General features: G+C 40.5%; 29 protein-coding genes. 19 read left to right on the top strand and 10 right to left on the bottom strand.

All coding sequences use genetic code 11. From position 1 onward, the window contains the following. The first annotated feature begins 29 nt into the window (after nucleotides 1-29). From rpiA to U3A58_RS01855, 3 genes are all read left to right on the top strand, one after another. Nucleotides 30-734 (top strand): ribose-5-phosphate isomerase RpiA, encoded by a 705-nt coding sequence (gene rpiA / locus U3A58_RS01865; RefSeq protein WP_323821681.1) that lies wholly within the window; start codon nucleotides 30-32, stop codon nucleotides 732-734. A gap of 107 nt (nucleotides 735-841) precedes the next feature. Continuing rightward, a complete protein-coding gene (locus tag U3A58_RS01860) occupies nucleotides 842-1672 on the top strand; it encodes a PAS domain S-box protein (protein WP_323821680.1) in 831 nt (276 codons plus the stop codon). A gap of 106 nt (nucleotides 1673-1778) precedes the next feature. Next, entirely contained in the window at nucleotides 1779-2168 is a 390-nt protein-coding gene (locus tag U3A58_RS01855) for a hypothetical protein (RefSeq protein ID WP_323821679.1), read from the top strand. Between the two features lie 43 nt (nucleotides 2169-2211). On the opposite strand, the gene arfB is transcribed toward U3A58_RS01855, so the two are convergent. Further along, complete coding sequence (arfB, locus tag U3A58_RS01850; RefSeq protein ID WP_323821678.1) at nucleotides 2212-2643, bottom strand: alternative ribosome rescue aminoacyl-tRNA hydrolase ArfB; 432 nt, start codon at nucleotides 2641-2643, stop codon at nucleotides 2212-2214. Nucleotides 2644-2791: 148 nt separating this feature from the next. Between arfB and U3A58_RS01845 the strand changes: the two genes are divergently transcribed. Together U3A58_RS01845 and U3A58_RS01840 are read left to right on the top strand one after the other, a co-directional pair. Further along, a complete protein-coding gene (locus U3A58_RS01845; RefSeq protein WP_323821677.1) occupies nucleotides 2792-2914 on the top strand; it encodes a hypothetical protein in 123 nt (40 codons plus the stop codon). Continuing rightward, the gene (locus tag U3A58_RS01840; RefSeq protein ID WP_323821676.1) at nucleotides 2911-3939 is read left to right on the top strand and encodes a sugar phosphate isomerase/epimerase family protein; all 1029 of its coding nucleotides are present in this window, start codon (nucleotides 2911-2913) and stop codon (nucleotides 3937-3939) included. The genes U3A58_RS01845 and U3A58_RS01840 overlap by 4 nt, the downstream gene beginning before the upstream one ends. Before the next feature lie 143 nt (nucleotides 3940-4082). Here U3A58_RS01840 and U3A58_RS01835 read toward each other — a convergent pair whose 3' ends face one another. Then, nucleotides 4083-4490, bottom strand: coding sequence for an RrF2 family transcriptional regulator (locus tag U3A58_RS01835; protein WP_323821675.1), 408 nt, complete (start codon nucleotides 4488-4490; stop codon nucleotides 4083-4085). A gap of 54 nt (nucleotides 4491-4544) precedes the next feature. Next, nucleotides 4545-5417, bottom strand: coding sequence for a sulfite exporter TauE/SafE family protein (locus U3A58_RS01830; RefSeq protein ID WP_323821674.1), 873 nt, complete (start codon nucleotides 5415-5417; stop codon nucleotides 4545-4547). Between the two features lie 397 nt (nucleotides 5418-5814). Here U3A58_RS01830 and U3A58_RS01825 point away from each other — a divergent pair, with 397 nt between their 5' ends. Beyond that, nucleotides 5815-6432 carry a 2OG-Fe(II) oxygenase gene (locus tag U3A58_RS01825; RefSeq protein WP_323821673.1) on the top strand — a complete coding sequence of 206 codons (618 nt, stop codon included), beginning with the start codon at nucleotides 5815-5817 and terminating at the stop codon, nucleotides 6430-6432. Nucleotides 6433-6599: 167 nt separating this feature from the next. Here the strand turns inward: U3A58_RS01825 and U3A58_RS01820 are convergent, their stop codons facing one another. The 6 genes from U3A58_RS01820 to U3A58_RS01795 form a co-directional block, all read right to left on the bottom strand. Next, nucleotides 6600-7088, bottom strand: a complete 489-nt coding sequence (locus U3A58_RS01820; protein ID WP_323821672.1) for a Dps family protein — start codon at nucleotides 7086-7088, stop codon at nucleotides 6600-6602. A gap of 265 nt (nucleotides 7089-7353) precedes the next feature. After that, nucleotides 7354-8766: a sigma-54-dependent transcriptional regulator gene (locus tag U3A58_RS01815; protein ID WP_323821671.1), complete on the bottom strand. Its 1413-nt coding sequence runs from the start codon at nucleotides 8764-8766 to the stop codon at nucleotides 7354-7356. A 3-nt stretch (nucleotides 8767-8769) separates the two neighbouring features. Further along, the gene (locus U3A58_RS01810) at nucleotides 8770-9186 is read right to left on the bottom strand and encodes a response regulator (protein WP_323821670.1); all 417 of its coding nucleotides are present in this window, start codon (nucleotides 9184-9186) and stop codon (nucleotides 8770-8772) included. Nucleotides 9187-9279: 93 nt separating this feature from the next. Then, entirely contained in the window at nucleotides 9280-9531 is a 252-nt protein-coding gene (locus U3A58_RS01805; RefSeq protein ID WP_323821669.1) for a hypothetical protein, read from the bottom strand. A gap of 102 nt (nucleotides 9532-9633) precedes the next feature. Beyond that, nucleotides 9634-9756, bottom strand: a complete 123-nt coding sequence (locus U3A58_RS01800) for a CsbD family protein (RefSeq protein WP_416377273.1) — start codon at nucleotides 9754-9756, stop codon at nucleotides 9634-9636. A 68-nt stretch (nucleotides 9757-9824) separates the two neighbouring features. Next, on the bottom strand, nucleotides 9825-9977 hold the full coding sequence (locus U3A58_RS01795; RefSeq protein ID WP_323821668.1) for a lmo0937 family membrane protein: 153 nt from the start codon (nucleotides 9975-9977) through the stop codon (nucleotides 9825-9827). Between the two features lie 175 nt (nucleotides 9978-10152). On the opposite strand from U3A58_RS01795, the gene U3A58_RS01790 reads away from it, so the two are divergent. The 9 genes from U3A58_RS01790 to U3A58_RS01750 all read left to right on the top strand — a co-directional run bounded on the left by U3A58_RS01790 (nucleotide 10153) and on the right by U3A58_RS01750 (nucleotide 19645). Continuing rightward, nucleotides 10153-11607: a sensor histidine kinase gene (locus tag U3A58_RS01790; RefSeq protein WP_323821667.1), complete on the top strand. Its 1455-nt coding sequence runs from the start codon at nucleotides 10153-10155 to the stop codon at nucleotides 11605-11607. 99 nt (nucleotides 11608-11706) lie between these two features. Next, nucleotides 11707-12162 carry a response regulator gene (locus U3A58_RS01785; protein WP_323821666.1) on the top strand — a complete coding sequence of 152 codons (456 nt, stop codon included), beginning with the start codon at nucleotides 11707-11709 and terminating at the stop codon, nucleotides 12160-12162. Then, nucleotides 12159-13604, top strand: a complete 1446-nt coding sequence (locus tag U3A58_RS01780) for a hybrid sensor histidine kinase/response regulator (RefSeq protein WP_323821665.1) — start codon at nucleotides 12159-12161, stop codon at nucleotides 13602-13604. Before U3A58_RS01785 ends, U3A58_RS01780 begins: the two co-directional genes overlap by 4 nt. A 92-nt stretch (nucleotides 13605-13696) precedes the next feature. Continuing rightward, the gene (locus U3A58_RS01775; RefSeq protein ID WP_323821664.1) at nucleotides 13697-15178 is read left to right on the top strand and encodes a hypothetical protein; all 1482 of its coding nucleotides are present in this window, start codon (nucleotides 13697-13699) and stop codon (nucleotides 15176-15178) included. Further along, nucleotides 15175-15684: a YdeI/OmpD-associated family protein gene (locus U3A58_RS01770; RefSeq protein ID WP_323821663.1), complete on the top strand. Its 510-nt coding sequence runs from the start codon at nucleotides 15175-15177 to the stop codon at nucleotides 15682-15684. Before U3A58_RS01775 ends, U3A58_RS01770 begins: the two co-directional genes overlap by 4 nt. Nucleotides 15685-15744: 60 nt before the next feature. Next, nucleotides 15745-16464 carry a LamB/YcsF family protein gene (locus U3A58_RS01765; protein ID WP_323821662.1) on the top strand — a complete coding sequence of 240 codons (720 nt, stop codon included), beginning with the start codon at nucleotides 15745-15747 and terminating at the stop codon, nucleotides 16462-16464. After that, nucleotides 16461-17156 carry a 5-oxoprolinase subunit PxpB gene (pxpB, locus tag U3A58_RS01760; RefSeq protein ID WP_323821661.1) on the top strand — a complete coding sequence of 232 codons (696 nt, stop codon included), beginning with the start codon at nucleotides 16461-16463 and terminating at the stop codon, nucleotides 17154-17156. Before U3A58_RS01765 ends, pxpB begins: the two co-directional genes overlap by 4 nt. Then, nucleotides 17153-18025: a 5-oxoprolinase subunit C family protein gene (locus U3A58_RS01755; RefSeq protein ID WP_323821660.1), complete on the top strand. Its 873-nt coding sequence runs from the start codon at nucleotides 17153-17155 to the stop codon at nucleotides 18023-18025. The genes pxpB and U3A58_RS01755 overlap by 4 nt, the downstream gene beginning before the upstream one ends. Nucleotides 18026-18133: 108 nt before the next feature. Beyond that, complete coding sequence (locus tag U3A58_RS01750) at nucleotides 18134-19645, top strand: DUF4301 family protein (RefSeq protein ID WP_323821659.1); 1512 nt, start codon at nucleotides 18134-18136, stop codon at nucleotides 19643-19645. A 62-nt stretch (nucleotides 19646-19707) separates the two neighbouring features. On the opposite strand, the gene U3A58_RS01745 is transcribed toward U3A58_RS01750, so the two are convergent. Further along, entirely contained in the window at nucleotides 19708-20871 is a 1164-nt protein-coding gene (locus U3A58_RS01745) for a THUMP domain-containing class I SAM-dependent RNA methyltransferase (RefSeq protein ID WP_323821658.1), read from the bottom strand. A gap of 169 nt (nucleotides 20872-21040) precedes the next feature. Between U3A58_RS01745 and U3A58_RS01740 the strand changes: the two genes are divergently transcribed. From U3A58_RS01740 to U3A58_RS01725, 4 genes are all read left to right on the top strand, one after another. Continuing rightward, nucleotides 21041-22423: a 3-keto-disaccharide hydrolase gene (locus tag U3A58_RS01740; RefSeq protein WP_323821657.1), complete on the top strand. Its 1383-nt coding sequence runs from the start codon at nucleotides 21041-21043 to the stop codon at nucleotides 22421-22423. A 16-nt stretch (nucleotides 22424-22439) separates the two neighbouring features. Then, nucleotides 22440-22562, top strand: coding sequence for a hypothetical protein (locus U3A58_RS01735; RefSeq protein WP_323821656.1), 123 nt, complete (start codon nucleotides 22440-22442; stop codon nucleotides 22560-22562). Between the two features lie 68 nt (nucleotides 22563-22630). Further along, on the top strand, nucleotides 22631-22900 hold the full coding sequence (locus tag U3A58_RS01730) for a hypothetical protein (protein WP_323821655.1): 270 nt from the start codon (nucleotides 22631-22633) through the stop codon (nucleotides 22898-22900). Next, nucleotides 22897-24246, top strand: coding sequence for a Gfo/Idh/MocA family protein (locus U3A58_RS01725; protein WP_323821654.1), 1350 nt, complete (start codon nucleotides 22897-22899; stop codon nucleotides 24244-24246). The genes U3A58_RS01730 and U3A58_RS01725 overlap by 4 nt, the downstream gene beginning before the upstream one ends. The last annotated feature ends 103 nt before the right edge of the window (nucleotides 24247-24349 follow it).

The raw sequence follows: 24349 nt of genomic DNA, 5'->3' as shown, positions 1-24349 counted from the left end.
TACGAACCAACAACTATCTTAAACCCATTATGTTGCCTGTCGAATTGATAGTAGAAAATGAAAAGCAATTGGCCGCAATAGCAGCGGTATCCTATATTCAGGATCAGCAAGTGATTGGACTTGGCACCGGCTCCACAACTTACTATGCTGTCCATGAAATTGGCAAGCTTGTAAAGCGTGGTTTACAGATAAAAGCAATCCCAACTTCCATTAAAACGCAACTACTTGCTGAGTCACTCAATATCCCCCTCATCGACAGTAATAGCGTGGATTACATCGATGTCACCATAGATGGAGCGGATGAGTTCACGGAGGACATGGTACTGATCAAAGGAGGCGGAGGTGCATTACTCAGGGAAAAGATCGTGGCTTCCATGAGCCGAAAGCTGATAATTATCGCTGATTCCAGCAAACAGGTGACACAGCTTGGACTAGCGTTCAGCTTGCCTATAGAAGTAATCCCATTTGCATCTAATTCTGTGAGCAATCAGATCAAGGAGTTAGGAGGAATTTGTATTGTTCGTAAAAAAGAAGGCAAAGCTTTTGTAACTGATCAGGGCAATTGGATTCTCGATGCAGACTTTGGTCACATACAAGATCCTCACTACCTCTCGAAATCTCTAAATGAACTAGTCGGAATTGTTTGTCACGGTTTATTCATAGGCTTAGCTGATGTCATTATAGTTGGAGAAGGTAACACCACACAAACTATTCTTGATGAAAAAGTCAGTTGACTTCTGTAAAAACACTGACTAACAGGGATTAATTTTTAACTTAATAAATCTTAGTAAAAAAAAAGCGACGATCTTTTTTTTAAAGGGATGGCCTCTAAGCATATAGCATGAACAAACCCAAAAGCTTTTCCATTAATAAACCATGGGCGATCACAGTCATATACCTAATAGTGGGGATCAACTGGATATTTTTCAGTGATATACTACTCTCGAGCATTTTCAGCGACGATATCAGTGAGATGTCCCGTTTCCAGATGATCAAAGGTTTCCTCTATGTGTTAGTCACGGGTTGGTTGCTATACTTTTTGATCAAGAGACTGTATGACAAGGTCAACGGAGGAAAACAAGAACTGGAGCTGCTATTTACGAATCCTAATTTGGGAATTCTTAAAATTGATAAAAATGGTTATTTCACCTATACCAGTCCGAATATTTTAGAGATTATAGGCTATACTGATAAAGAGATTATAGGTAAAAAAATCATCGACCTCACCCCTCAAGAATTTGTAGTTCAGGATCGAGAGAAATTAGAAAAAATAGCCGAAAACGGGGCAAAAAAAGGATTCATCTTCAACAAATATCTACAGGATAAACAAGGAAATACCATCATTGTTAAGTTATATGGAATTGCCCTTAAAAATAAAGAAGGTGAAGTGATTGGCTATTTAGCTGCGTTTCAAAATATCACAGATCAAGAAACATTTTTAAACTCTTTGGAAGCTAAAAACAGGCAACTTCGGGAACTGGCCACAGACCAGTCTCACTTAGTCAGAGCTCCACTAGCAAGGATTCTTGGGATCATTGAGTTAATGCAAGGCGTGGATCTGGAATCTGCAGAAAAGATCGAATTGATCACTCACCTCAAAACATCCGGAGAAGAACTTGACGAAGCGCTGAAAGACATATCCCATAAGATGAACACAAGAGTGTCCCATTAGTCTAAAAAATGCTATGCTAAAAACTTACGATTAAAATTTCCCGTTACCTATCACAAAGCACTTAAATCACACAATCAGATCAATTTTTACTAAAATATCATTCGAGATGAAGGCACTTATTTTTCTTTTCCTAATCAACAGTGTGGCAAGTTTGTCATTATTTTCGCAGGATATAAGTTCCAAAAAGTATGACTTTAACTTGAGTCTCCCCTCCTATGACAGCAGTCAAGGGCTTAATACTTTTCAAGACACTTTCTCAATAAAAGGGCATCAGAATGACACGATTTACTTCAAAAAATTCGATAATCTTGATGAGTTTCTAGATCTTGAATTAGGTGAAACCAATCTTTTTCAAAACCAAGATAATGTTCATATTATCGTAAATCCAAAGCCTACATATTCTCTGAGAATAATGAAGCCAAGTGGCAATTATCCCATTCAGATTTACAAACCTGACTCTACGAAAAAGTACACGCTTCTTATAAAAGAATTTTAAATTCTGACTACTGTGACCAAAAACTGAAACTGTTTACTAAACCCTATTCCTTCCAGCTTCGATTAGCTTTCTTTTCCGCCTGATTTTTCTTTGCTTTCAGCCGCTTTTCTATTGCTCCTTTCTTGGGCTTAGTAGCTTTTCGAATGCGTTTTTTATGAAAAGCTTTCCGCATCAAATCCTCAAACTTTCGAATAACCAACTCCTTATTTTGAGTCTGTGAGCGCTTTTCCTGAGACTGAAGCTGCAATACTCCTTCCTGATCGGTTTTTGATTTCAGCTTATCCAGTAGCAAGGTCTTTTCCCCCTCATTCAGCTTGCGGGATTTCGGGATATCAAATTTCAACTGAACCTTGGTTTCCACTTTGTTGACGTTTTGTCCACCAGCCCCTCCACTTCTGGAGGTAATAAATTGGAGTTCCCTGAGAAAGTCTCCCCCGCATATTCTAGCTTCAATATTTCTCTCTGCATAATTCATTGTGTGGTATTTTTAATTCTGTACTCATTTTCAAACGAGTATATGACCAATCAGCCCCAAAATAAAATTATGAGTAAACTTTTTTGCAAAAAAGAGAAAGTAAATACTAATTTGAAGTCACTCACTAAACTCAAACCCAAAAGAACACATGAAATCGAGCATGACTAAAGCGTCACACAGTGGCATGATTATCAACCATGCGAGATTCCATCCCGCTTCCTTCGTCACGGGACAGGTTATGGCATTTGAAAAACAAATTATAAACACATGAAAAATAGAAGAGAATTTCTCATAAAATCAGCCCTTGGTATGAGCGGACTTGCTTTGGCTCCTTCCTGGCTGCAAGGTGCTCCGGCTATCATCACATCCCTCAATAAGCCAAACTCATACATCAATGGTGTACAAATAGGATGCATTACCTACTCATTCAGATCCATGCCCGATCAGAGTGCCGAAGCCACACTTCAATATGTGCTAGACTCTGGACTTTCTGCTATAGAACTCATGGGCGATCCAGCCGAGTCTTTTGCCGGAAAGCCGACAAATCCAGTCAATATGCGGGAAATGTATCCGCTTATGTCCAAACAAAGAAAGGGTGAAGAACTCAGTACTGAGGAGAAAGCAAAACTAGCTGATATGAGTGCGCAAGCTGAATCCTATGCAAAAGTGGCTGCAGAATGGAGAAATAAAGTAGGAACTGCTCCCTTTGAGAAAATGCGAAAAATGTATAATGATGCCGGAGTAAGTATTTATGCTTTCAAGCCAAATGCTTTTGGGATGAATGCGACTGACGAGGAAATTGCCTATGGAATGACAGCAGCAAAGGCCCTTGGTGCTACACATGTCACACTGGAGCACCCATCAAATGATGCCCACACGCTTAGATTAGGCAAGTTGGGTGAAAAGCATAAGATGTCAGTAGGCTATCATGGACACGAGCAGGAAACCTTTACCTTTTGGGATACTGCTCTGGAGCAAAGTAAGAGAAATGCATTAAACCTGGATGCAGGTCATTACATTGCTGCTGGCAATACTGACCTTATCCCACTGATAGAGAAGCAGCATAGCCGCATCCTAAGCATGCACACCAAGGACCGCCAAACACCTGCAAATGGAAAAGGCAACTTGATTTGGGGTACTGGTGACACACCTATCCAAGAGCTACTGAAGTTGATATCAAAAAATAAGTATAAGTTCCCGGCAACCATTGAGTTAGAGTATCAAGTACCTGAGGGTTCGGATGCTGTAAAAGAGGTACAGAAGTGCGTTGAATTTTGCAAAAAAGCACTAGCTTAGTAATGAAATTCTGTTTTCCATACTAAGTTTTTCAAACTATTTTGAAGCGGCAGTCGAAAAACTGCCGCTTTTCGTTTTTAAAATGCTTTGAAATCGAGCATAGGGCTGATGTAAGAGAATGGATAATATCTACCCGCCTGTTCTTATCTGGCTAAGGTGGTAATCGATCGCTCCAGAATTGGAAGCATTTCATTACGAAGCTCAGAAAAAAGTTTTCTGATTCTACACGTATCTTCATCTGTGCACTCTCCACAGGACTCGTAAAAACGCTCAGACACACAAGGAATCAAGGCTATGGGTCCGTCCACCACTCGCATAATCTGCGCAATAGTGATATCACTTGGATCCATTGCCAGTGTATAACCACCTTCTGCCCCACGTACACTCTTCACCAGCTGATGCGTTTTTAGGTCACGCAGAATATTCTCCAAAAACTTATAGGGGATATTTTCATTGATCGAGATCAACTTCGCCGAAAGAGGTTTGTCTTCCACGTGATCTTGAAGATAAAGAATAGTCTTGATAGCGTACTTAGCGCGTTTGGATAGCATCTGAAGAATTTGATTAACTCAAATTACAAAAATCCTCCAAAAGCGAAGGTTTGTTTAGGTAAGTATGAGATATATCGTCCTAATACTTAAGAAAATGATCAATAACCCCACCATTATCATTAGGTACTTTGGTTTGATTAATTTGCAGATATACGCAGCAAAGGGAGCGGCTACTACACCACCCAATATCAAACCAAGTACAGGCGCTAAACTCAGTTCTTTCACAAAATACAGGAAGGTACTTGCACTTGCCAGCGACACAAAAAACTCCACAAAATTACCCGTGCCGATGGCATATCTCGGAATTTTACCCTTACTGAGCAACGTACTATTTACGATAGGACCCCATCCTCCACCACCTATGGCATCGGCAAAACCTCCGGTAGTAGCCAGGATAGGAAGACTTCTACTGTTCGGGTCAAACTTAGGCTTTTTCTTCTTGAACACCTTGCTCAATATCACTAGCCCCATCACAAAAAGATAGATTGCGATCACAGGTTTCACCAGATCACCGTCAATATTTGATAGCAAAAAAGCTCCAACTATGGAGCCTAATACTCCTGGTATGAGAAGTTTCTTGGCTAGTTTCCAATCTACATTCCCCATTTTCCAGTGAGAAATTCCCGAGGCCAAACTCGTGAAAACCTGCGCGAAATGTACCCAAGCAGATGCAGTAGCTGGAGGAATACCTATTCCCAGCAAAATTGAATTGCAGCTGACTCCATAAGCCATCCCAAGTGCTCCGTCGATACTCTGCGCCACAAATCCTACCAGCAAAAACCATAGGAAAGCCTCTACGTCTAGCTCCCAACTGTCAATAGCCTGCGAAAATGTCTGTGTAACTATCAACCCAAACATCATTAAAGAAAAACCAAAAAACATAGCCCAAAATGGCTCATTCCTTAGTTTGAGTAGGATTCGTTGCATAGTGGCACTTTAAGAAAACAGATGTATGAGGAGCAAAATTAATTCACAAAATTTTTATTTCCTACCAAATTTATAGGAATTATAGGTTTTATAGTAGTTCCCTTTTCATTTGTATCCTACATATCCTAAAAACTTATCAATACCAATCTTTGGCCCAAGCAATGGGGAGTATTATAATATGCCAATACCAGAAATAAAGACGGTCTATTCACTCAGGATCAATAAAGACACCTCAAGGAACTCGTGAATCGTAACGGAAACAAAAATTCTCAAAAACCTGATCTTCCTGCACAATTAATTAGCAGATAAGAAGCAGGAATGAACTCGAAAAATAACGATCTTTCTGACAGCTCATTTTGTGACACAATGTGCTTGGCTAAAAATTAACTGGTGCAACATGGAAGACGAAGAGATTCGAGAGCAAAATCAATTTGAGGAGCTAATTCAGGGGCTTATTGACAATAAATATGGTTGCGTCAATGACTTCATACTACCCAGTACCGTGACGGGACTAAGAGACACGATTCAAAGTCTGTCTGCATCTGGCAACCTTAGGCTGGCAGGTATAGGCAATTCAATTGATATCAAGCAGGACAAAGGTATTAGAGGCGATAAAATAAATTGGATTCAGGATCATAGCGTAAATCCATTTGAAATAATCTATTTAAAAAAAGTCGGGAAGTTTATTGCGCATTTGAATAAAACCTGCTTCACTTCTATCAAGAGTTTTGAAAGTCACTATTCTAATTACGAAAAAAATAGCTTTTATAAGCGGCATATAGATCAGTTCAAAAGTGAAAAGGGTAGAAAGTTTTCCATTATTCTATACCTCAATCAGGATTGGACAGTTGAAGATGGTGGCATGCTTTCATTATATCCCGCAGCAGGCGCACAGAAAGATATTTATCCAGTAGGCGGTCGATTGGTATTTTTTCGAAGTGATGAAATGGAGCATGAAGTCCAACCTTCACTCACTCGGGAAAGAAAAAGTATCGCTGGATGGTTTAAAAATTAAGCGTACAAAAGGCAGGTTATAGCTCATTGACTGCTTTTAGGCAGTTTTCAACTTTGTACGCTAAACCTTAATTATAGGAGGAGCTACGCCATACGGGGATTCATGCCTGATTCAAAAAAAACCGCAGAGTCTTATCTGCGGTTTTTTGGTTTAGTTTTTTTTCGGAATTACTTAGAGAACATAGTAAACATCCACATTCTCTTCTCGATATCACCTACAAATCTGGTGAGCATATCTGCTGTAGCTATATCATCTGCTTCTTCTGCAATCTTAGCTGCTATTCTATGGGATTGTGCCAGACTGCCTAATCCATCTATTACATGCTTCACGCATTCATCTCCATTGGAAACATCAGTAATTTCCTTGTGAATCGTGTTTTTCAAATAGTCGGAATATGCATGTAAAGGATTGAAGCCAATGGTTACAATTCTTTCTGCCATTTCATCTATGTTTTCATAAAGTTTGGCATATAGCTCTTCAAATTTGACATGAAGATCAAAGAAATTTTCACCCTTTACATTCCAATGAAACCCTCTTACATTTTGATAGAAAATATGGTAATCAGAAAGCAGGTCATTTAGCTTGTCCGATACATTTCTCATAGCCTTATTGTCTAATTTCAAATGATTTCCAAGCGTTGCTTTAGTAGTAGTCATAGGTAGTGTATTTTATTATTTAAAATTATACTACTGTACTTTCAATGGGCATGCCATTCTACTGGCTTCAAAATCAAAAACTGCGAATAAAACCCTCAGACCAATACTATTTTAAACAAGCTTATTTAAAGAAAATAAAAGCTGGAAAGTGTAATTTCAAGACTTATGGACTTTTAGAAATTCATGAAAAAAATTCCCCAATTCGTTGATAAATTGGCGCAAAAAAAAGCCCGGAATTATGTCCGGACCAAGTGATCAATTTTCTCTACAAATCGTATTGCTTCATTTTATTGAAGAGCGTCTTGCGGTCAATTCCCAGTTGCTTTGCCGCTTGAGTTCTATTGTATTTGACCTCTTCAAGAACTTTCTTCAATACCTCGGCCTCAGCTTCAGCAGCAGCATCCTTAAGATTCAGTGGCATTTTACTTGCTTTATTCTCCGCTCTGCTTGAATCTGAATCCGAAAAATTGAATTTTTGAGAATAAACGATTTCTGGAGGCAGCGCAGATACAAACATCTGCCCTCCATCAGTCAACAGCGTAGCCCGACGGATGACATTGAGCATCTCACGGAGGTTACCTGGCCATGGATACTCCATCAAGACATCCATCACTTGCTCGTCAAAGCCAAAGACTTTTTTATTCAATTCCGCGTTAGAAAGCTCTAAGAAATGGTAGGCAAATGCTTCAATATCTGCTTTTCTATTTCTCAAAGGAGGCACAGTGATACTAAACTCATTGAATCTAAAATAAAGATCTTCTCTAAATTTCCCTGCAGAAACAGCCTTTCGAAGGTCTTCATTAGAAGCTACGAGGATTCTTACATCAATAGACTTGTCTTTGGTACCACCAATTCTTCTAAGCTTACGCTCCTGTACCAATCTAAGTAAGCCAACTTGGGTTTCATAAGACAGATTACCTACCTCATCCAAAAAGATGGTCCCTCCATCAGCCAGTTCGAATTGCCCGGGTTTCTCAGCCAACGCCCCTGTAAATGATCCTTTTTCATGCCCCCAAAGTTCACTTCCTGCAAGTTCTTTGGTCAAGGCTCCACAATCTACTGCTATAAACGGCTTACCGGCACGCTCACTTTGATGGTGAATCATACGCGCTATATTTTCCTTACCGGCTCCACTTTCGCCATAGATTACTACACTCAGGCTAGTGGGGGCTACCAGAGCTACTTCTTTGTACAATTTCTTTGATTCAGCACCTGTACCTCTCAGATATTTAGAGTCAGATTTATTAGGTTTAGAATCAGATTCCTTCGTTAGCTGTGAGGCATTTGAGAAAGTTTGGGTGTTTGATTTACTTGATTTGGTTGCTGCCAGAGCCCGCTCTATTAAATTGATGATCTCATCTGGGATCAATGGTTTGGTCACATAGTCAAATGCTCCATTTTTGATCACTTCCACAGCGATTTTCACATCGGCATACCCGGTAATAATTGCCACTTGAGTGCCTGGTGATATCTCTCTTACTTTCATCAGCACATCTCTTCCATCCATATCCCGCAATTTGAAATCACAGAAAATAAGATCAAAAAAAGTCTTTTTGATCATGTCAAGACCATTTTTTCCTGATATGGTAGTTTCTACTTCGTAGCCCTTCTTAGTGAGAAATCGCTCCAAAAGTTGACATATATCTATATTATCGTCAATTACGAGAATCTTAGCCATGGTTTATTGTGTGTTGGATGTGTTTATTAACTGGCTCTGAACTACCTGGTCCAATCGCGCTATGTTGAACGGTTTACTGAGAAAGTCTAGGGCACCATAGTGAATTGCTTCCATTTTTATTTCATTATGATCAAAGGCACTCATCATAATCACCTTGGATAGGACTTTACCAGAATTAATATACTTTAATTCATTCAAACCACTCCCATCAGGGAGGTTGACGTCCATGAAAACTAATTCAGGTTTTGATTGAATAAACAATTTCCTTCCTTCTTTGAGTGTACCCGCGGATAAAACCGAAAAACCCCTTCTACCTAAAAATCTCGATAAAAGAGATCTTATTTCCAGCTCATCATCTATTACTAGTATTAGTTTATTATTCATCACATAATCTTCTACGCTATTCAACCATAGGAACATTCATCTTGGTAATTGGGTAGGGTGTCTCAGTCAGGAAAAGAGTAAAGAAAAGGTGCAGCTATAAGCCACACCTTTTCAAATTCTAAACCTATTTCATTTCACTTTCTCTACTTTGTCTTTGGCAGATTTGAGCGCTGACTTCGTTGCTTCCAAACCATCCGTTTTGGCTTCCAAAAGTTTTGTTTTCAAATCGCCAATAATTGATTGAAAATCACCTAATAAGCTATTTAATTTTTCTTTTTGAGGCCCAAATTCTTCCCTATTTTTGTAGAGATATACACCTACTACAGCTCCGGTTAAAAGTCCGCTTAGCCAAAGAGTCTTGTTTATTGTTGATCTGTTCATAGTGATTTAAATTTTGATTTAAATTAGAGTTGAGTTTCTTATTTATTTAATTGAGCTGATAATTTCTTCTTTGGTTTTACCAGTTTTTTGCTGCGATCAACCTCAAAGTTCATCTTCCTTTCCTTCCACAAATGTCAAATCCTCATCAGAAAGCTCTGCATATTGCTGTTTAAGGTTACCTTTGAATACATTCCAGATTCCTTTTATTTCTGTAAAAAAAATCATTGCGTTGGTTAAGTGTTTCAAATTTCTTTGATGAGTCAATATCGCAGGTGCTCTTCTGCTTACGCTAGCTAGATGGATCGACCTGAAATCAATCGGAACAGTACCGCGATAACTGCAAGAACTAATAATACATGGATTAATCCTCCTGCGCTGTAGGCAAATACTCCGACAAGCCAGCCGATCAGAAGAATTACTGCGATGAAATACAATAAAGAACTCATAGTTTTAGTGTTTAGATTGATAGATTTATTTATATCATGTGATTCAACTGGCATGCCTCATTTAGATTAAAACTGTAAAAACAAGGCTAAAAGCATGAAATAGCCCAAAAATAGCAGTAAAAGATCAAGTATGAGAACAGCACTTTATTCTTATTGAGTAATAAATTCCCCAATTATGGGAAATAAAAAAATGAAGAACCAGCCAAAACCATCTATTCGCCAAGTTAAAATCTACTCGATCGTGACACTTATCCTGATTGTTATAGGTAGTGCCATATCTTATTGGACAGCCGGCCGAATAGAATACTACACCTATGGAGTCATGCACACTTCACATGTCCTACAGAGAACAGGTGAATTATACTCCAGCATTCTGGAAAGAGAAACAAATATCCGAGGGTATGTTCTGACAGGGAATGAAGAATTTTTGACCAATTATGAGCAGTCCAATATTAATGCTGAGTTGCTTCTAACACAGTTGCAACAATTGACTAGTGACAATGGGCAACAGCAGAATAACATAGAAGAACTCAGAGGACTGATCTCTGCTAGAGTCAGGACTTTTGATACTACTATTAACTATATGAGCGAGCATGGAAAATTAGTCGGCTTCCTTGACCCTACCAAAACAAGTAATGCACTGATCGGCTATAAACTGATCAAAGATGTAGTACTCCGCATTAACGATGTGGAAAACAATCTTTTTATACAAAAAAATCAAAGCTTGATTAACAACATTAATGCCCTGCCATTAATTGTAGGACTTATCTCTATCTTCTCGATTACCATTGGATTGGTCACTTTCTTTTCTATCTATCAGTATAACAAATCTCAGCTGACAGCAAATAAGGAAATCGGCACCTTTCAGCAAAAATTAAAAGATCAGATCAAACTCCTTGATGACTCGAATAAAGAATTAGAGCAATTTGCCTATGTCGCCTCTCATGATTTGCAGGAACCACTTCGTAAAATCACTGCCTTTTCCGATCTACTGAATGAGCAATACGCAGACAAATTAAAAGGAGAAGGAGGACTCTACCTGAGCAGGATCACAGCGGCGGCAGTGAGGATGAGACGTTTGATCACTGACCTGCTAGAATATAGCAGAGTTGGTAAAAAAGATCCTGAAAAAGTGAAATCAGTGAAATTGTCTAAAATCATCTCTGAGATGCTTGAAGACTTCGAAATAGCTATCCAAGATAAAGCCGCCAAAATAACTTATGGGAATTTACCGAAAGTAGAAGGCTCCGAAACAGAGTATCGACAGGTATTTCAAAACCTACTTTCTAACTCACTCAAATTCTCCAAACAGGATGTAAATCCTGAAATCACCATCACTGCTGATCAAGCCAGCCAAGAGCTCATTAGTAAGCATCCATCTCTAAACCCTAGCAAAAACTACTACTTGATCAAAGTGAGTGATAATGGAATAGGCTTTGAAAAAGAACATGCAGATAAAATTTTCTCGATTTTTCAGAGATTGCATGCCAAGAAGGAATATGAAGGTACCGGAATAGGCCTCTCCATCACCCGTAAAATCATTGAGAAAAATGGAGGAGTCATATTTGCAGAAAGTAGTCCGGGAAAAGGTGCTACCTTTGACATTATCTTGCCAGTTGCAAGCACATAAATGCTGTTGCCCCAAATAATTAGTGCAGTATCTAATTCGCAAAATCGTGCTTATCATTTCAGCTGAATTCAACCCTAGTTCTTCAAAGATTTTATGATCATGTCCTTCGAGAAACCAATACATATTCTAGTTGCAGAAGACGATGAAGACGATAAATTATTAATCCTAAAAGCATTTGAAAGAACTCTGCCTAAGGAGAAAGTCACTTGCGTGGAGGATGGTGAGGCACTTCTGAAATATTTGAAGCGTGCCAAACCTTACGATGATCTAGAAAAATATCCTATGCCAGACATCATTCTCCTGGATCTCAATATGCCTCGCAAAGATGGAATCGCTGCGCTGGCTGAAATTAAAAGCTGCGACAAACTAAAATCCATTCCAGTTATTATTTTCACTACTTCCAATAGTATAGATGATATAAAGATTACCTACAAAATGGGATCGAGTAGCTATATTACCAAACCTGGATCTTTTGAGGAATTAATCAACGTAACCAAAGAAATAGAAAATTACTGGTCGAAAACAGTCCTGTTGCCGGCATATACCAAAGTATGATTATCGCAGAAGAAATTAGAATACTATATGTAGATGATGACCCGGATGACTTCTTACTGGTATCCTCTCTATTGAAAAGAATTACGGATACGAGCTATGAATTAGAAGGTGCATCTAGTCTAGACGAGGCAATTTCTAAGCTGAATCAAAGCTTCGATGTCTTCTTGGTGGATTACAGACTGGGAAAAGATACCGGACTGGAGCTGATTCGTGAAATCAAATCACGTAGAAAACATACCCCTGTAATCATGCTCACTGGGATGAGTACAGGAGACATTGATAGAGAAGCCCTCTCCCTTGGAGCCTCCGACTACCTTGTCAAAGGCGAATTTGATGCAAATTCCCTAGATAGAATCCTCAGGTATGCCATCCGTGACGCGCATTTGATTGAATCGTTGGCAGATGCTGCACGCAAGTTTCGATCAATCTTTGAGCTAGCAAGTGATCCATTCCTTTTGATCAATGGTGCAGGTGAGATTATGGAAGCTAATCCTGCATTTCTCAAAAAATTCGGAAGTCAAGCCTTCGATCCCAATTCTGAAGAAAGCTTTTTCTTCAAAGAGCTACTGCCAGAAGAATCCTCAAGGCAGGAACTGGATGATTTGTTTTTCAAAAGTCTAGAGCTTTATGATATGGAAGCACTATTGACCATAGACAAAGGTCACTCCATCAACAGTCTAATTAGTATAGTAAAGCAGGACGAAAACATTTTTCAGGTTTTGATCAAAGATCTCAGTGCGATCAAAGCTAAAGAAGAAGAAGACCTAAACCTCAAGAAATTCTCCTCTACCGGTAGAATAGCTCGGCTTTTGGCACATGAAGTGAAAAACCCCCTTACCACTATCCTTTTATCTGCAGACCAGCTGCAGATGGAGCTCCCTGCCTCTGTCCTTGCTGAAAGTGGTGATTTGATAGACGTGATCCGCAGGAATTGTGACCGAATCAACCACCTAGTCACGCAGCTACTGGACAGCACCCGGTTTACTGAATTGGACGCAAAAAGTCACTCGATCAATACCCTTTTAAATGAAGCCCTGGAGCATGTCCAAGATAGAATTGAACTCAAAGGAATCAGTATCATCAAACATTATCAAACCGATATCTGTGATATTCAGGTAGATGGCGAAAAAGTAAAAATTGCACTGATCAACCTAATCGTGAATGCGATAGAAGCAATGACCGAAAAGGCAGGAAAGCTAATTCTGAAAACAACGATAAAAAATAGCCAGTGTAGAATTGAGATTAGAGATAATGGTGAAGGAATCCCTCAAGAAAATGTAGAGCGATTATTCGAGCCTTTTTTTACCAGCAAAGCTACAGGCTCTGGACTAGGACTTACCAACACTCAAAATATTATCTTAAGTCACGGAGGTTCCATACGGGTAAAAAGTGATGTAGGTAAAGGAACCTCATTCCTGATTACCTTCAACAATCCAGGTTAAGTGATTTATTAAACTAATTCCAAACCCCTTCAAATGCTAAAGTTGAAGGGATTTTTTACTTTAGTCCCATACTAACCCAAAACTCCTTCCCAATGAACTGCGCCAAAATTCTCTTGTTTTTCATCTTCGCCTTTTCCAATTACTCGATAAGCTTTTCACAAAATCAACCAATAAAATTACTCCCGGAAAACCCTCATTACTTTGAATACAAGGGTAAACCTTTGGCTTTGATCACCTCAGCAGAGCATTATGGGGCTATTTTGAATCAGGGTTTTGACTTCGAAAAATACCTCCATACACTGCATCAGGAAGGAATGAACTACACCAGAATCTTTATGGGAAGTTATTTCGAGATCCCTTCGAAAAGCTTTTCTATAAAACACAATACGCTGGCACCTGAAGCGAGCAATGTGATTGTTCCTTGGATCACAAAAATCGAAAATGACGCAATGAAATTCAACTGGAATTCGTATAATCCGGCTTATTTCGAGCGATTAGCCAAGTTTATGCAGCTAGCGCAGGATCTTGATATCATCGTAGAAGTGACGCTTTTCTCTTCCATCTATAATGACGATCACTGGGAGATGAACCCCCAAAACCCCAAGAATCGTATGGAGGAATCAGGTACATTGGATCGAAAACTAGCCCATACTACAGACAATGGCGCGCTGCTCAAGCTTCAAAAATCCTATGTCACCAAGCTTGTCACCGAGCTAAATGCCTTTGATAATTTCTTCTTTGAGATTCAAAATGAACCCTGGTCAGATAGACCAATCACTGCCTTAAACATTGCCAACACGTATGCGCTAGATGGACCAAACTGGCAAGTCAAAGTTGACCTAGCAGATGACAAATCACTGGAATGGCAAGAAGCCATCGCTGAAACTATAGCCAGCACAGAAGCTTCACTTCCGAAAAAACACTTGATCGCACAAAACTATTCGAACTTCAAGGCACCCATTGCTTCTGTATCCGAACATATTTCCATTCTGAATTTCCATTACAATTGGCCAGAATCCGCTACCTGGAATTATCATTGGAATAGAGTCATTGGTTTTGATGAGTCTGGGTTTGCAGGCTCAGAGGATATGGTCTATCGCAGACAAGCGTGGGTATTTATGCTTTCGGGAGGCGGGCTTTTCAATAACCTAGATTATTCCTTTTTTGTGGGAAAAGAAGACGGAACTGGCGTAAATGAAGCTCCTGGAGGAGGAAGTACTGCATTGAGAAAAGAGCTGAAAATCCTCTCTGAAACACTCCATGCTATGGATTTGAAAAAAGCACATCCCACTGAATCAGATGTAATTGGAGCACCTGGGATGATAGCATATGCCTTAAGTGATGGACATGAAGGTTGGCTGGCGTATTTGATTGAGGCTGGAGAGTCAACTACGCAACTTGTTATGAAGTCTTCAAGAGAGTGGACTTACCTAGTAAAATCCATTAATACGCTGACTGGCGAGACAAAACACTTGGGTAATTACGAAACTAAGAATTCTGAATTAACGATTCCGGTTACCTTGACTAATGGTGAGATTGCATTGAAAATCACTCCTTTGCCAGCACAAGAATGATAGAATTTCAAGGAAAATTGGCTGCATTCGAGTTTAATCATTGGCAATATCACATTCCAATTTCAGATGAAATCTCAGCCCAGATGATGGATGATAAACATCGCAGGGTTTTGGTTTGGATAAAAGACGGTGGGCCATTCCACATGGCACTGATGAAATCCAAGGAATATTGGTATATCCTGGTCAATCAGGACCTACGAACTCGTTTTCACTTAGTTGAGAATAGCGTATTTCTAATAAAAATTGACCGTGATCATAGCGAATATGGTCATGAAATGCCAGAGGAACTTCAAGTCCTGATGGATCAAGATAAAGAAGGTGCTGACTATTTTGAAAAGCTGACTCCTGGCAAGCAGCGTATGATGGTCTATACCGTCACCAAAGTCAAGAATCCGGAAAGCAGAATGAAGAAAGCTTTAGCTATTATTCATCATCTCAAGCTGGCTAAAGGGAAATTGGACTACAAGCAACTCAATGAGTTGATCAAGTATTACAATAAGTTATAGCAATTATTCGACGTCTTAGATGACATTTTGTATTTTAGAGATAATACAATTCCCCCTCTAATGAAGAAACTGCCAGAAATAAACTGTGATTTAGGTGAAGGCATGCCAAACGAAGTACAAATCTTTCCTCACATCGATACTGCCAGCATCGCATGCGGAGGCCACTTTGGGAATGAAAACTCGATAAACGAAAGCTTAAACCTGGCTTTGAAATACAAGAAAAAAGCCGGTGCTCACCCCTCCTATCCAGATCAGAAGAATTTTGGCAGGAAGACAATGAAGCTATCGGACAAGGATCTCATAAAGTCAATTTTGATCCAAATCCTGAAATTTGAGCAACTGGCTGAAAAAGCAGGACTGCCCATGGATCACATCAAATTCCATGGAGCACTTTATAATGATGCTGTGGCGAATTCAGAGATGGCAGACAGACTCACTGATTTTATTGCCTGCCACTTTCACAACACTCCTATATTTGCTCCTCCACATTCTCAACTGGAAAAGTATATTCGCCAGAAAGGATTGAAAAACAGAACCGAAGTTTTTGGAGATCGAAGGTATTTGGATGATTACCAACTGGTGCCTAGGTCAGTATTTGGATCACACATGATTTCAGAAAGTGAGATTACTCCGCATCTGAAAACCTTGCTGGAGAATAATTATTTACTTTCTGATTCCGGGAAAAAACTTCAAATAAAGGCCGACACTATTTGTTTCCATGGCGACAATCCCGGAATAGCTTACTTTTTACCTTTCATCCGAAAAAGATTCTGGACATGAAACCTATTTTCAGGCAAATCACTCCGCTGATTTGTGAATTTGAATGGGATTTACCTATCACTGATGAGCTGCTACAGCAGCAATTAGGCTTCAAATCTAACCTTGAGAAGGACTTTAGCTCAGGAATTGTCGAGCTACGAATGGGTTTCAAGACCCTTGCTCTGATACTTTCAAGTCACTTAGTAGCAGGAGAAATAGAAAATTGGATGAGCTACTTCAAGGCGGCAGCAGATTTAAAACCTCTTCCAGAAAAGATCTGGCAAATCCCAGTGTGCTATTCGCTGGAGACAGGTCGGGATCTGGAAGCTTTAGCAACTCATAAAAAGATAAGCCAAAAAGAACTAATCACAATGCATTCACAACCTCTTTACCGGATTCATTTCTATGGGTTTTTACCTGGTTTTATGTATTTGAATGGGCTCAATGAAACATTACATACTGCAAGGAAAAGTGTGCCCGATCGTGTGGTTCCAGCCGGTTCTGTTGCGATTGGCGGATCCCAAACTGGCATTTATCCATCGGTTAGCCCAGGTGGCTGGCATTTGATAGGGCAAACTCCTATTTCACTTTTTGATCCGAGACAAGCCAATCCTATTTTTGCCTCAGCAGGCGAACGGATAGAATTCATCCCGATTTCAAATCAGGAGTTTGAGCATTTGAAAAAGCATCCACAAAATCCAAAATCCAAATGATCCGGGATATTGGCTATTTGAAAATCCTAAAAACAGGCCCGGGAACTTCTATTCAAGCTGGTGCAAGAATGGGATTTGCTCACTATGGCGTTCCACTTTCAGGTGCCCTAGATGTGCGATCATTTATGTGGGTAAATCACTTATTGAAAAACAAAGAATCTGATGCAGTGCTAGAGATATGTCAGCCTGGATTAAGCATCATAGCCGATGCACCGACGCTAATTTGCCTAGCTGGAGCAAATGCTGCTATCCATCTCAACGGAAAAGCGATTGCAAGCCATGGAATACTAAAAATACGGGAAAATGATCAGCTGGAAATTGGTGTTTTTCACCAGGGTTCTGTACTTTATTTGGGGATCAAAGATGGCTTTCAATCCCAAAAAATCATGGATTCCAGAAGTTGGTATGCTGGAATAACCTCGAATGACTTTGCTAAAAAAGGAGATCAAATCCCTTATTTTACGACTCAAGAACTTCCTATAAACACTGCTTCAAAAGTGAAATGGGAATTCAGTTGGGCGCAAAAAAAGATCATAGATGTCTATTATGGGCCTGAATGGGAATTAGTAGATGTAAAAAGTCAGGAGCTCATTGAATCAATGGATTTTACGGTAGCTGATCTCAAAAATAGAATGGCAATCCAAATGACAGAGTTGCTTCCAAATTCTTTGCCGGAAATGCCCACTGCACCCGTCTTTCCGGGTACCGTACAGCTGACATCCGGAGGCAAATTAATTATCCTCATGAAAGATGCTCAGGTCACAGGCGGCTATGCGCGGATTCTTCAAGTTTCCCAGGAAGGGCTTTCTATTTTAGCCCAAAAGAAACCTCACCAAAAAATCAGCTTTCGATTGAAGAAATTCTCCTAATCCGCAATTCCTTGTATTTGAAAAACAATTCAAAAAATTGTACTTTCTACCTTTGAGGAAAGGCACAAACCCTATTATCTTGCACTTTTACACTGAACCCAATACCTTATGGATACTAGCTTAAAAGATCAAATTTTGTCTCAGGGCATGGACCCGGACACCGTAAGTCAACAAATTGACCACTTTACCAATGGATTTCCTTTTCTAACTATCACTGCTCCTGCTACACCAGGGGATGGGATAAAAGTTCTAAGCGATAAGGAGTTACGGCATTTCTTATTGACTTATCCTGAAAAGGCCGCCAATTTAGAAGTATTGAAATTTGTGCCTGCCAGTGGGGCGGCATCTCGGATGTTCAAAGATCTATTTGCTTTTCTGGAAGGTGATGGAGACATCAGCAAATCAGCTTTTGTGCAGAAATTCATGAACAATATTGAGAAATTCGCCTTTTACGAGGATCTGGATGAAGTATTGGAAAGTCAGGGAAGCAGCATCTATCAAGCTCTGGACAGCAAGGATTATAAAAGTATTTTGGCAGCATTACTCTTGGATGAGGGACTGGGCTACGGCAACTTGCCTAAGGGATTACTGAAGTTTCACCGCTATAAAGACGGGCGCAGAACGCCTGCCTATGAGCACCTGATCGAAGGGGTGCAATATGCGGTGGGCACTGGATCTCTCGTGAAAATACATTTCACGGTTTCCCCTGAGCATACCGATAAATTCAAAAAAGAAATAGAAAAGATACTGCCTGCAATAGAGCAAGAGTTTGGGGTTGAATTCGAGATTAGCTATTCTCAGCAGAAGAAATCTACAGACACCATAGCAGTAAATACTGATAACACCCCATTTACCGAAGAAGACGAAAGCATCCTGTTCCGACCTGCTGGTCATGGGGCCTTGCTGGAAAACCTGAATGATGTATCTGCCGATCTGATCTTTATCAAAAACGTGGACAATGTGGTTCCTGATCGTTTGAAGCCTGATACTAAGAATTACAAAATGGCAATTGGAGGCTTACTTTTGGAAACAAAAGAAAAAGTATTCAGGGCTCTAAGGGATTTGGAGAAGGAGGAGAATGAAACCACTGTAGCAAAGGCTGAGGAGGTAGCAACAAATGATTTAGGAGCAAAACTCCCAGAGAATTTCTCTTCGCTGTCTATAGAAGCAAAAGGAGCTTTTTTAAAAATGAAACTCAACCGCCCACTAAGAGTTTGTGGAATGGTGAAAAATACCGGAGAACCTGGTGGTGGCCCTTTTTGGGTACAAGAAGATGATGGTTCTCAATCGCTTCAGATCTTGGAAACTGCCCAGATAGATTTGAATAATCCTGCATCAAAAGAACATTTCAATGCATCCACCCACTTCAATCCAGTTGATTTGGTTTGCGCTACCAGAAACTTTAAAGGTGAGTCATTTGATTTGCTCAAGTACCGTGATATGATGACAGGATTTATCACTGAGAAATCAAAAAGTGGCAAAGACCTCAAAGCGCTGGAATTACCAGGACTATGGAATGGCTCTATGGCAGGTTGGAATACTATCTTTGTGGAAGTCCCACTGATAACTTTCAATCCAGTGAAAACAGTGAATGATCTCTTGAGAGACGAACACCAATAGAATTATAAAACCTAAAATCAGAAGTTTGAAAATTTCAGACTTCTGACTTTAGCTTTCTGAATCTATTCCTCCTTTTTCCCTTCGTACAAGTCGTACTTCAATAAACGGCAATCAATCGTACCATTCCAAAACTCTATTCTACGATTCGCTTTTAAGCCGATCTTTTTAGCTAACTCAAGATTTCCAGTAAAGATATATCCTCTGTATCCTGCACATTTCTGCTTCAGGAAGTCCCCCATTCTCTTGTAGGTACTTTCCAATTCCTCATTCTCCCCTAGCCTTTCGCCATATTCCGGGTTGAACATGATCACGCCACGGGGCTTTTCTGGGATTTCTGTCTCCGCAAAATCACAGACCTGGAATTCTATCATATGATCCACTCCAGCCGTAATTGCATTTTCCTGAGCGAAAGAAATGGCCTGAAGGGAAATATCTGAAGCAGTAATCTTAAGATCAGGCAGCTCCATAATTTTGCTTTCTAGCTTCTTCTTCTTCGCCAAGAAAGCCTGCTCGTCATACCCCAAAATATGCTGGAAGGAATAATGGTCTCTATAAAGTCCAGGGTAACGCTTAGTGGCCATCAGAGCCGCTTCAATCGCCAGCGTACCCGAGCCACACATAGGATTGATGAAAGGAACTCGAGTATTCCACTCTGTAGCATAAATCGTCGCTGCTGCCAAAGCCTCCATCATTGGAGCTTTGCCCGGAATCTTCCGGTAGCCATGCTTGGCAAGTGTATCACCAGAGGTATTGATGTAAACTATGCATTGGGTTTCTTTCCAATAAACCTGAAAAACCAAACCATTGAAATCAGATCCAGAATCGGGTCTTCTTCCTTTCAGTTCCCGAAAGCGATCAACGATGGCATCTTTGACCTTTACATTTACGATCAAGGGCGTGGTGATACTTTCGTTCTCTGCCACGGAGTTGACCGAGAAATACCCATCCACATCCAAGTAATCTTCCCAAGGGATAGCCTTGAATCTCCGGTAGATATCGTCTGCATTTCTCAGGTAAAAAGACTTGATTTCATAGAGCACTTGCGAGGCTGTACGTAAATGGAGGTTAAGATCCATGCACTCCTCCATCGTGGCTCTCAATTCTATACCCGTCCGTGAGACAGACTCAGGTACGAAACCAAGTTCACGAACTTCCTTTTCCAAGTAAGAAACCGAGCGATCCTTACAGGTAATAAAAACTTTTCCTTTGAGGTTAAAATCAAGCATGCGCAAAAGTAATAAAGATCGACGGATTCTTTTCTGCACATCCTGCAGGCAGTGCTATTCTTGCGTATTTTAGGGATAAACTCGCAAACGATTGCGTAACTTAACAGAATTGCGTTTGCTGCAATGGCGCTAAATCTTGAATTTTATTGAACAATAATACCTCAAAACTATGAAATACACCCGTAATCTATTCGCGGTTCTGATCACTTCGATCACATTACTAAGCTGTTCATCTCAGCAAAAGGCAGAAGATGGCTGGACAAATTTATTTAATGGTAAAGACCTCAGTGGATGGAAACCTGTAGCAGGTACAGCCACATTTGAAGTAGTCGATGGCACCATAGTAGGATCAGCCGTAGCAGGATCACCAAATACATTCTTGATCACTGAGGAGACTTACGGAGATTATATTATGGAACTTGATCTTAAAATCGAACATCTTTCCAGCAATTCCGGGGTGATGGTACGCGGCCAGTTTGACCCAGCTGCCAGAGATGGTAAAGGCCTAGTATATGGCTATCAAATAGAAGCAGACCCTTCTGAAAGAGCTTGGTCCGGTGGGCTATATGATGAAGCAAGGAGAGGCTGGTTATATCCACTCGACCTTAATCCTGAAGCAGGATCTGCTTTTAAGATGGGAGAATTCAATCATTACAGAATAGAAGCAATCGGCAATGAAATCAAAACATGGGTAAACGGTCAGGAAGTGGCCTATGTAGTCGATGATATGGACAAAACAGGTTTCATCGGCTTGCAAGTGCATAGTATTCGGAAGCCGGAAGACGCAGGAAGAAAAACTTCATTTAAAAATGTAAAGATCCAAACAGAAAATCTTGAGCCTAAATCATTTAACAAGGATGTTTTCGTTGTTAACAATAGCCTGAACTCACTGACAGAATACGAAAAAAACAATGGCTGGAAACTACTCTTCAACGGTCAGAATTCAGACGGATGGAAAGGTGCTTACAAGGAAACATTCCCGGAGTCAGGCTGGTCTGTCAATGATGGCATTTTGACTATAGCAGCATCTGACGGTGGCGAGTCAACAAATGCAGGTGATATCGTATCCAAAGAGCTTTATTCCGCATTTGATCTGGCCTTCGAATTCAAACTTTCAGAAGGTGCAAATAGCGGACTGAAGTATTTCGTTACCCTGTCTGAGGGTAATAAAGGTTCGGCAATTGGTTTGGAATATCAAATACTAGACGACGAAAAGCATCCAGATGCCAAAATGGGAATAGAAGGAAACCGTACGCTCGCTTCACTTTATGACCTGATCAAGGCTGATAAAAATGCCAGATTCATCCACCCAATAGGAGAATGGAACAAAGGCAGAGTGGTGGTAACACCAGACAACAAGGTATCGCATTACTTAAATGGAGTAAAAGTCCTAGAATATGTACGTGGATCTCAGGAATTCCGAGATTTGGTAGCTATCAGTAAGTATGCGAAATGGGACAATTTCGGTGAAGCTCCAGAAGGCCATATTCTTCTTCAGGATCATGGCAATGAAGTAAGTTTCAAAAACATCAAAATCAAGACGTTAAAATAACTACCCAAGATCAACCATGAAATCGAGCATGACTCAAGCCTCACACAGAGGGCTGATTATCAAATATGCAAGATTCCATCCCGTTTCCTTCGTCACGGGACAGGTTATGACCATTGAAAAAAAAATTATAATCATATGAAATACCCATGACGAGCGGACGACACACAGGGGGATGATTATATCCCAGCATACACCGCAACAGCAGATATGCTTGTTGTTAGGGCGCGTTGGGCTGTCGCAGCAGCGGGCCAGGCGGCTGGTCTGTGGGCGGAAGCTTTGCTGCGACTTGGCTTTTTGGTTCTTTTGGGCCAAGCCCAAAAACAGAAGAAATCGAGCATGACGAAAGCGTCACAGAGAGGGATGATTATCAACTATGTGAGATTCTCCCGAGCCGCCGCGGCGGACGGGACAGGCTATCCCGTTTCCTTCATCACGGGACAGGTTATGACCATTGAAAAACAAATTATAATCACATGAAAAATAACAACAGAAGAGACTTTATCAAAAAATCAACTGCTGCCACATTAGGTTTTTCTGCTTTGGGTTCAGCTGCTTTTTCTGCACAATCTTACGGAAGGATTGTCGGAGCAAACGAACGATTAAATGTTGCCATTGCAGGACTGGGAAGACGTCTTGGTGCTTATTACGAACCAATTAGTCTGAAATCCAGCAATGTTAACCTCCTGTATCTCTGCGATGCCATGGAGTCTCAGATGCCAAAGGCTGCGAAGAATTTTGAGAAGTATATAGACTATGCTCCCAAACTAGAGCAGAATGTGATGAAAGTGATGGATGACAAAGATCTTGACACCATCATCATCGCAACGCCTGATCACTGGCATGCTCCGGGAACTTGGCTGGCTTTGGATAGAGGTAAACATGTCTATGTAGAAAAACCATGTTCGCATAACCCTCACGAAGGCGAGTTGCTGATTGCTTTGCAAAAGAAGTACAATAAAGTAGTGCAAATGGGGAATCAGCAGCGCTCTGCTCCCGAAAGCCGTGAAATTATTACAGCCATTCATAATGGTGCAATAGGCAAGGCATTTATGGCAAAGGCCTTTTACAGCAATAACCGTGGAGCTGTACCAAATCCAGTTGCCGCTCCGGCCCCTACAGGATTGGACTGGGAGATGTTCCAAGGACCGGCACCAAGAAGAGCCTACACCCATGACACCTGGGATTACAACTGGCACTGGTATGGATGGGAATATGGTACTGCAGAAACTGGAAATAACGCAACTCACGAATTGGATGTGGCACGCTGGGCCCTACAGGTGGACTATCCAAGTGAGGTACAGGTAACAGCAGACAAAAGGCACTTTGCAGACGATGGCTGGGTAATGTATGATACAATGGATGCTACATTCAAATTCGGAAACGGTTCCGTAATTCAGTGGGATGGGAAAAGCAGAAATAGCTACAAAACCTATGGCACAGACCGTGGGACCATCATTTACGGCACCGAAGGATCAGTCTATGTTGATCGTGGTGGCTACAAGCAATTTGACAGAGCAGGCAAAGAAGTTAAAAACAGCATGTCATCAAGTAATGAAGCCGGTACTGCACTTGGAGGCGGAGGTGATATGAGTACTACCCATGTGGTTAACTTCTTTAATGCAATACGAGGATTGGAAAAGCAAAATTCCAATATAGAAGAGGGGGCAGTAAGTACCCTATTATGTCATTTGGCAAATATCAGCTACAGGACTGGCGAAAGTCTGATCTGCGATCCAAGCAACGGTCATATCAAAAATTCCAAGAAAGCTTCTGCTCTCTGGACTAGATCATATGAAAAAGGCTGGGAACCGCCAAAAGTATAATTTATATAAAAACCATCCACCACTATACTACACCTGCTTACAAATTGAGCAGGTGTTTTTTTTACTCATAAGTCAAAAGAAATATTTTTCAATGCCCTTTATT

Source organism: Algoriphagus persicinus (assembly GCF_035156415.1).
Taxonomy (GTDB): domain Bacteria; phylum Bacteroidota; class Bacteroidia; order Cytophagales; family Cyclobacteriaceae; genus Algoriphagus; species Algoriphagus persicinus.
This window is presented reverse-complemented; position numbering and strand designations above follow the sequence as displayed.

Bases quoted from the DNA above. Each gene is read 5' to 3' on its own strand.
- U3A58_RS01805 (WP_323821669.1), bottom strand. From the start codon at position 9,531: ATGAACAGATCAACAATAAACAAGACTCTTTGGCTAAGCGGACTTTTA.
- U3A58_RS01745 (WP_323821658.1), bottom strand. From the start codon at position 20,871: ATGCTTGATTTTAACCTCAAAGGAAAAGTTTTTATTACCTGTAAGGAT.
- U3A58_RS01825 (WP_323821673.1), top strand. From the start codon at position 5,815: ATGGAAGACGAAGAGATTCGAGAGCAAAATCAATTTGAGGAGCTAATT.
- U3A58_RS01730 (WP_323821655.1), top strand. From the start codon at position 22,631: ATGCTTGTTGTTAGGGCGCGTTGGGCTGTCGCAGCAGCGGGCCAGGCG.
- rpiA (WP_323821681.1), top strand. From the start codon at position 30: ATGTTGCCTGTCGAATTGATAGTAGAAAATGAAAAGCAATTGGCCGCA.
- U3A58_RS01830 (WP_323821674.1), bottom strand. From the start codon at position 5,417: ATGCAACGAATCCTACTCAAACTAAGGAATGAGCCATTTTGGGCTATG.
- U3A58_RS01770 (WP_323821663.1), top strand. From the start codon at position 15,175: ATGATAGAATTTCAAGGAAAATTGGCTGCATTCGAGTTTAATCATTGG.
- U3A58_RS01860 (WP_323821680.1), top strand. From the start codon at position 842: ATGAACAAACCCAAAAGCTTTTCCATTAATAAACCATGGGCGATCACA.
- U3A58_RS01815 (WP_323821671.1), bottom strand. From the start codon at position 8,766: ATGGCTAAGATTCTCGTAATTGACGATAATATAGATATATGTCAACTT.
- U3A58_RS01765 (WP_323821662.1), top strand. From the start codon at position 15,745: ATGAAGAAACTGCCAGAAATAAACTGTGATTTAGGTGAAGGCATGCCA.
- U3A58_RS01795 (WP_323821668.1), bottom strand. From the start codon at position 9,977: ATGAGTTCTTTATTGTATTTCATCGCAGTAATTCTTCTGATCGGCTGG.
- U3A58_RS01785 (WP_323821666.1), top strand. From the start codon at position 11,707: ATGTCCTTCGAGAAACCAATACATATTCTAGTTGCAGAAGACGATGAA.
- U3A58_RS01810 (WP_323821670.1), bottom strand. From the start codon at position 9,186: ATGTTCCTATGGTTGAATAGCGTAGAAGATTATGTGATGAATAATAAA.
- U3A58_RS01800 (WP_416377273.1), bottom strand. From the start codon at position 9,756: ATGATTTTTTTTACAGAAATAAAAGGAATCTGGAATGTATTCAAAGGT.
- U3A58_RS01750 (WP_323821659.1), top strand. From the start codon at position 18,134: ATGGATACTAGCTTAAAAGATCAAATTTTGTCTCAGGGCATGGACCCG.
- U3A58_RS01775 (WP_323821664.1), top strand. From the start codon at position 13,697: ATGAACTGCGCCAAAATTCTCTTGTTTTTCATCTTCGCCTTTTCCAAT.
- U3A58_RS01755 (WP_323821660.1), top strand. From the start codon at position 17,153: ATGATCCGGGATATTGGCTATTTGAAAATCCTAAAAACAGGCCCGGGA.
- pxpB (WP_323821661.1), top strand. From the start codon at position 16,461: ATGAAACCTATTTTCAGGCAAATCACTCCGCTGATTTGTGAATTTGAA.
- arfB (WP_323821678.1), bottom strand. From the start codon at position 2,643: ATGAATTATGCAGAGAGAAATATTGAAGCTAGAATATGCGGGGGAGAC.
- U3A58_RS01790 (WP_323821667.1), top strand. From the start codon at position 10,153: ATGGGAAATAAAAAAATGAAGAACCAGCCAAAACCATCTATTCGCCAA.
- U3A58_RS01855 (WP_323821679.1), top strand. From the start codon at position 1,779: ATGAAGGCACTTATTTTTCTTTTCCTAATCAACAGTGTGGCAAGTTTG.
- U3A58_RS01780 (WP_323821665.1), top strand. From the start codon at position 12,159: ATGATTATCGCAGAAGAAATTAGAATACTATATGTAGATGATGACCCG.
- U3A58_RS01820 (WP_323821672.1), bottom strand. From the start codon at position 7,088: ATGACTACTACTAAAGCAACGCTTGGAAATCATTTGAAATTAGACAAT.
- U3A58_RS01740 (WP_323821657.1), top strand. From the start codon at position 21,041: ATGAAATACACCCGTAATCTATTCGCGGTTCTGATCACTTCGATCACA.
- U3A58_RS01845 (WP_323821677.1), top strand. From the start codon at position 2,792: ATGAAATCGAGCATGACTAAAGCGTCACACAGTGGCATGATTATCAAC.
- U3A58_RS01725 (WP_323821654.1), top strand. From the start codon at position 22,897: ATGAAAAATAACAACAGAAGAGACTTTATCAAAAAATCAACTGCTGCC.
- U3A58_RS01735 (WP_323821656.1), top strand. From the start codon at position 22,440: ATGAAATCGAGCATGACTCAAGCCTCACACAGAGGGCTGATTATCAAA.
- U3A58_RS01835 (WP_323821675.1), bottom strand. From the start codon at position 4,490: ATGCTATCCAAACGCGCTAAGTACGCTATCAAGACTATTCTTTATCTT.
- U3A58_RS01840 (WP_323821676.1), top strand. From the start codon at position 2,911: ATGAAAAATAGAAGAGAATTTCTCATAAAATCAGCCCTTGGTATGAGC.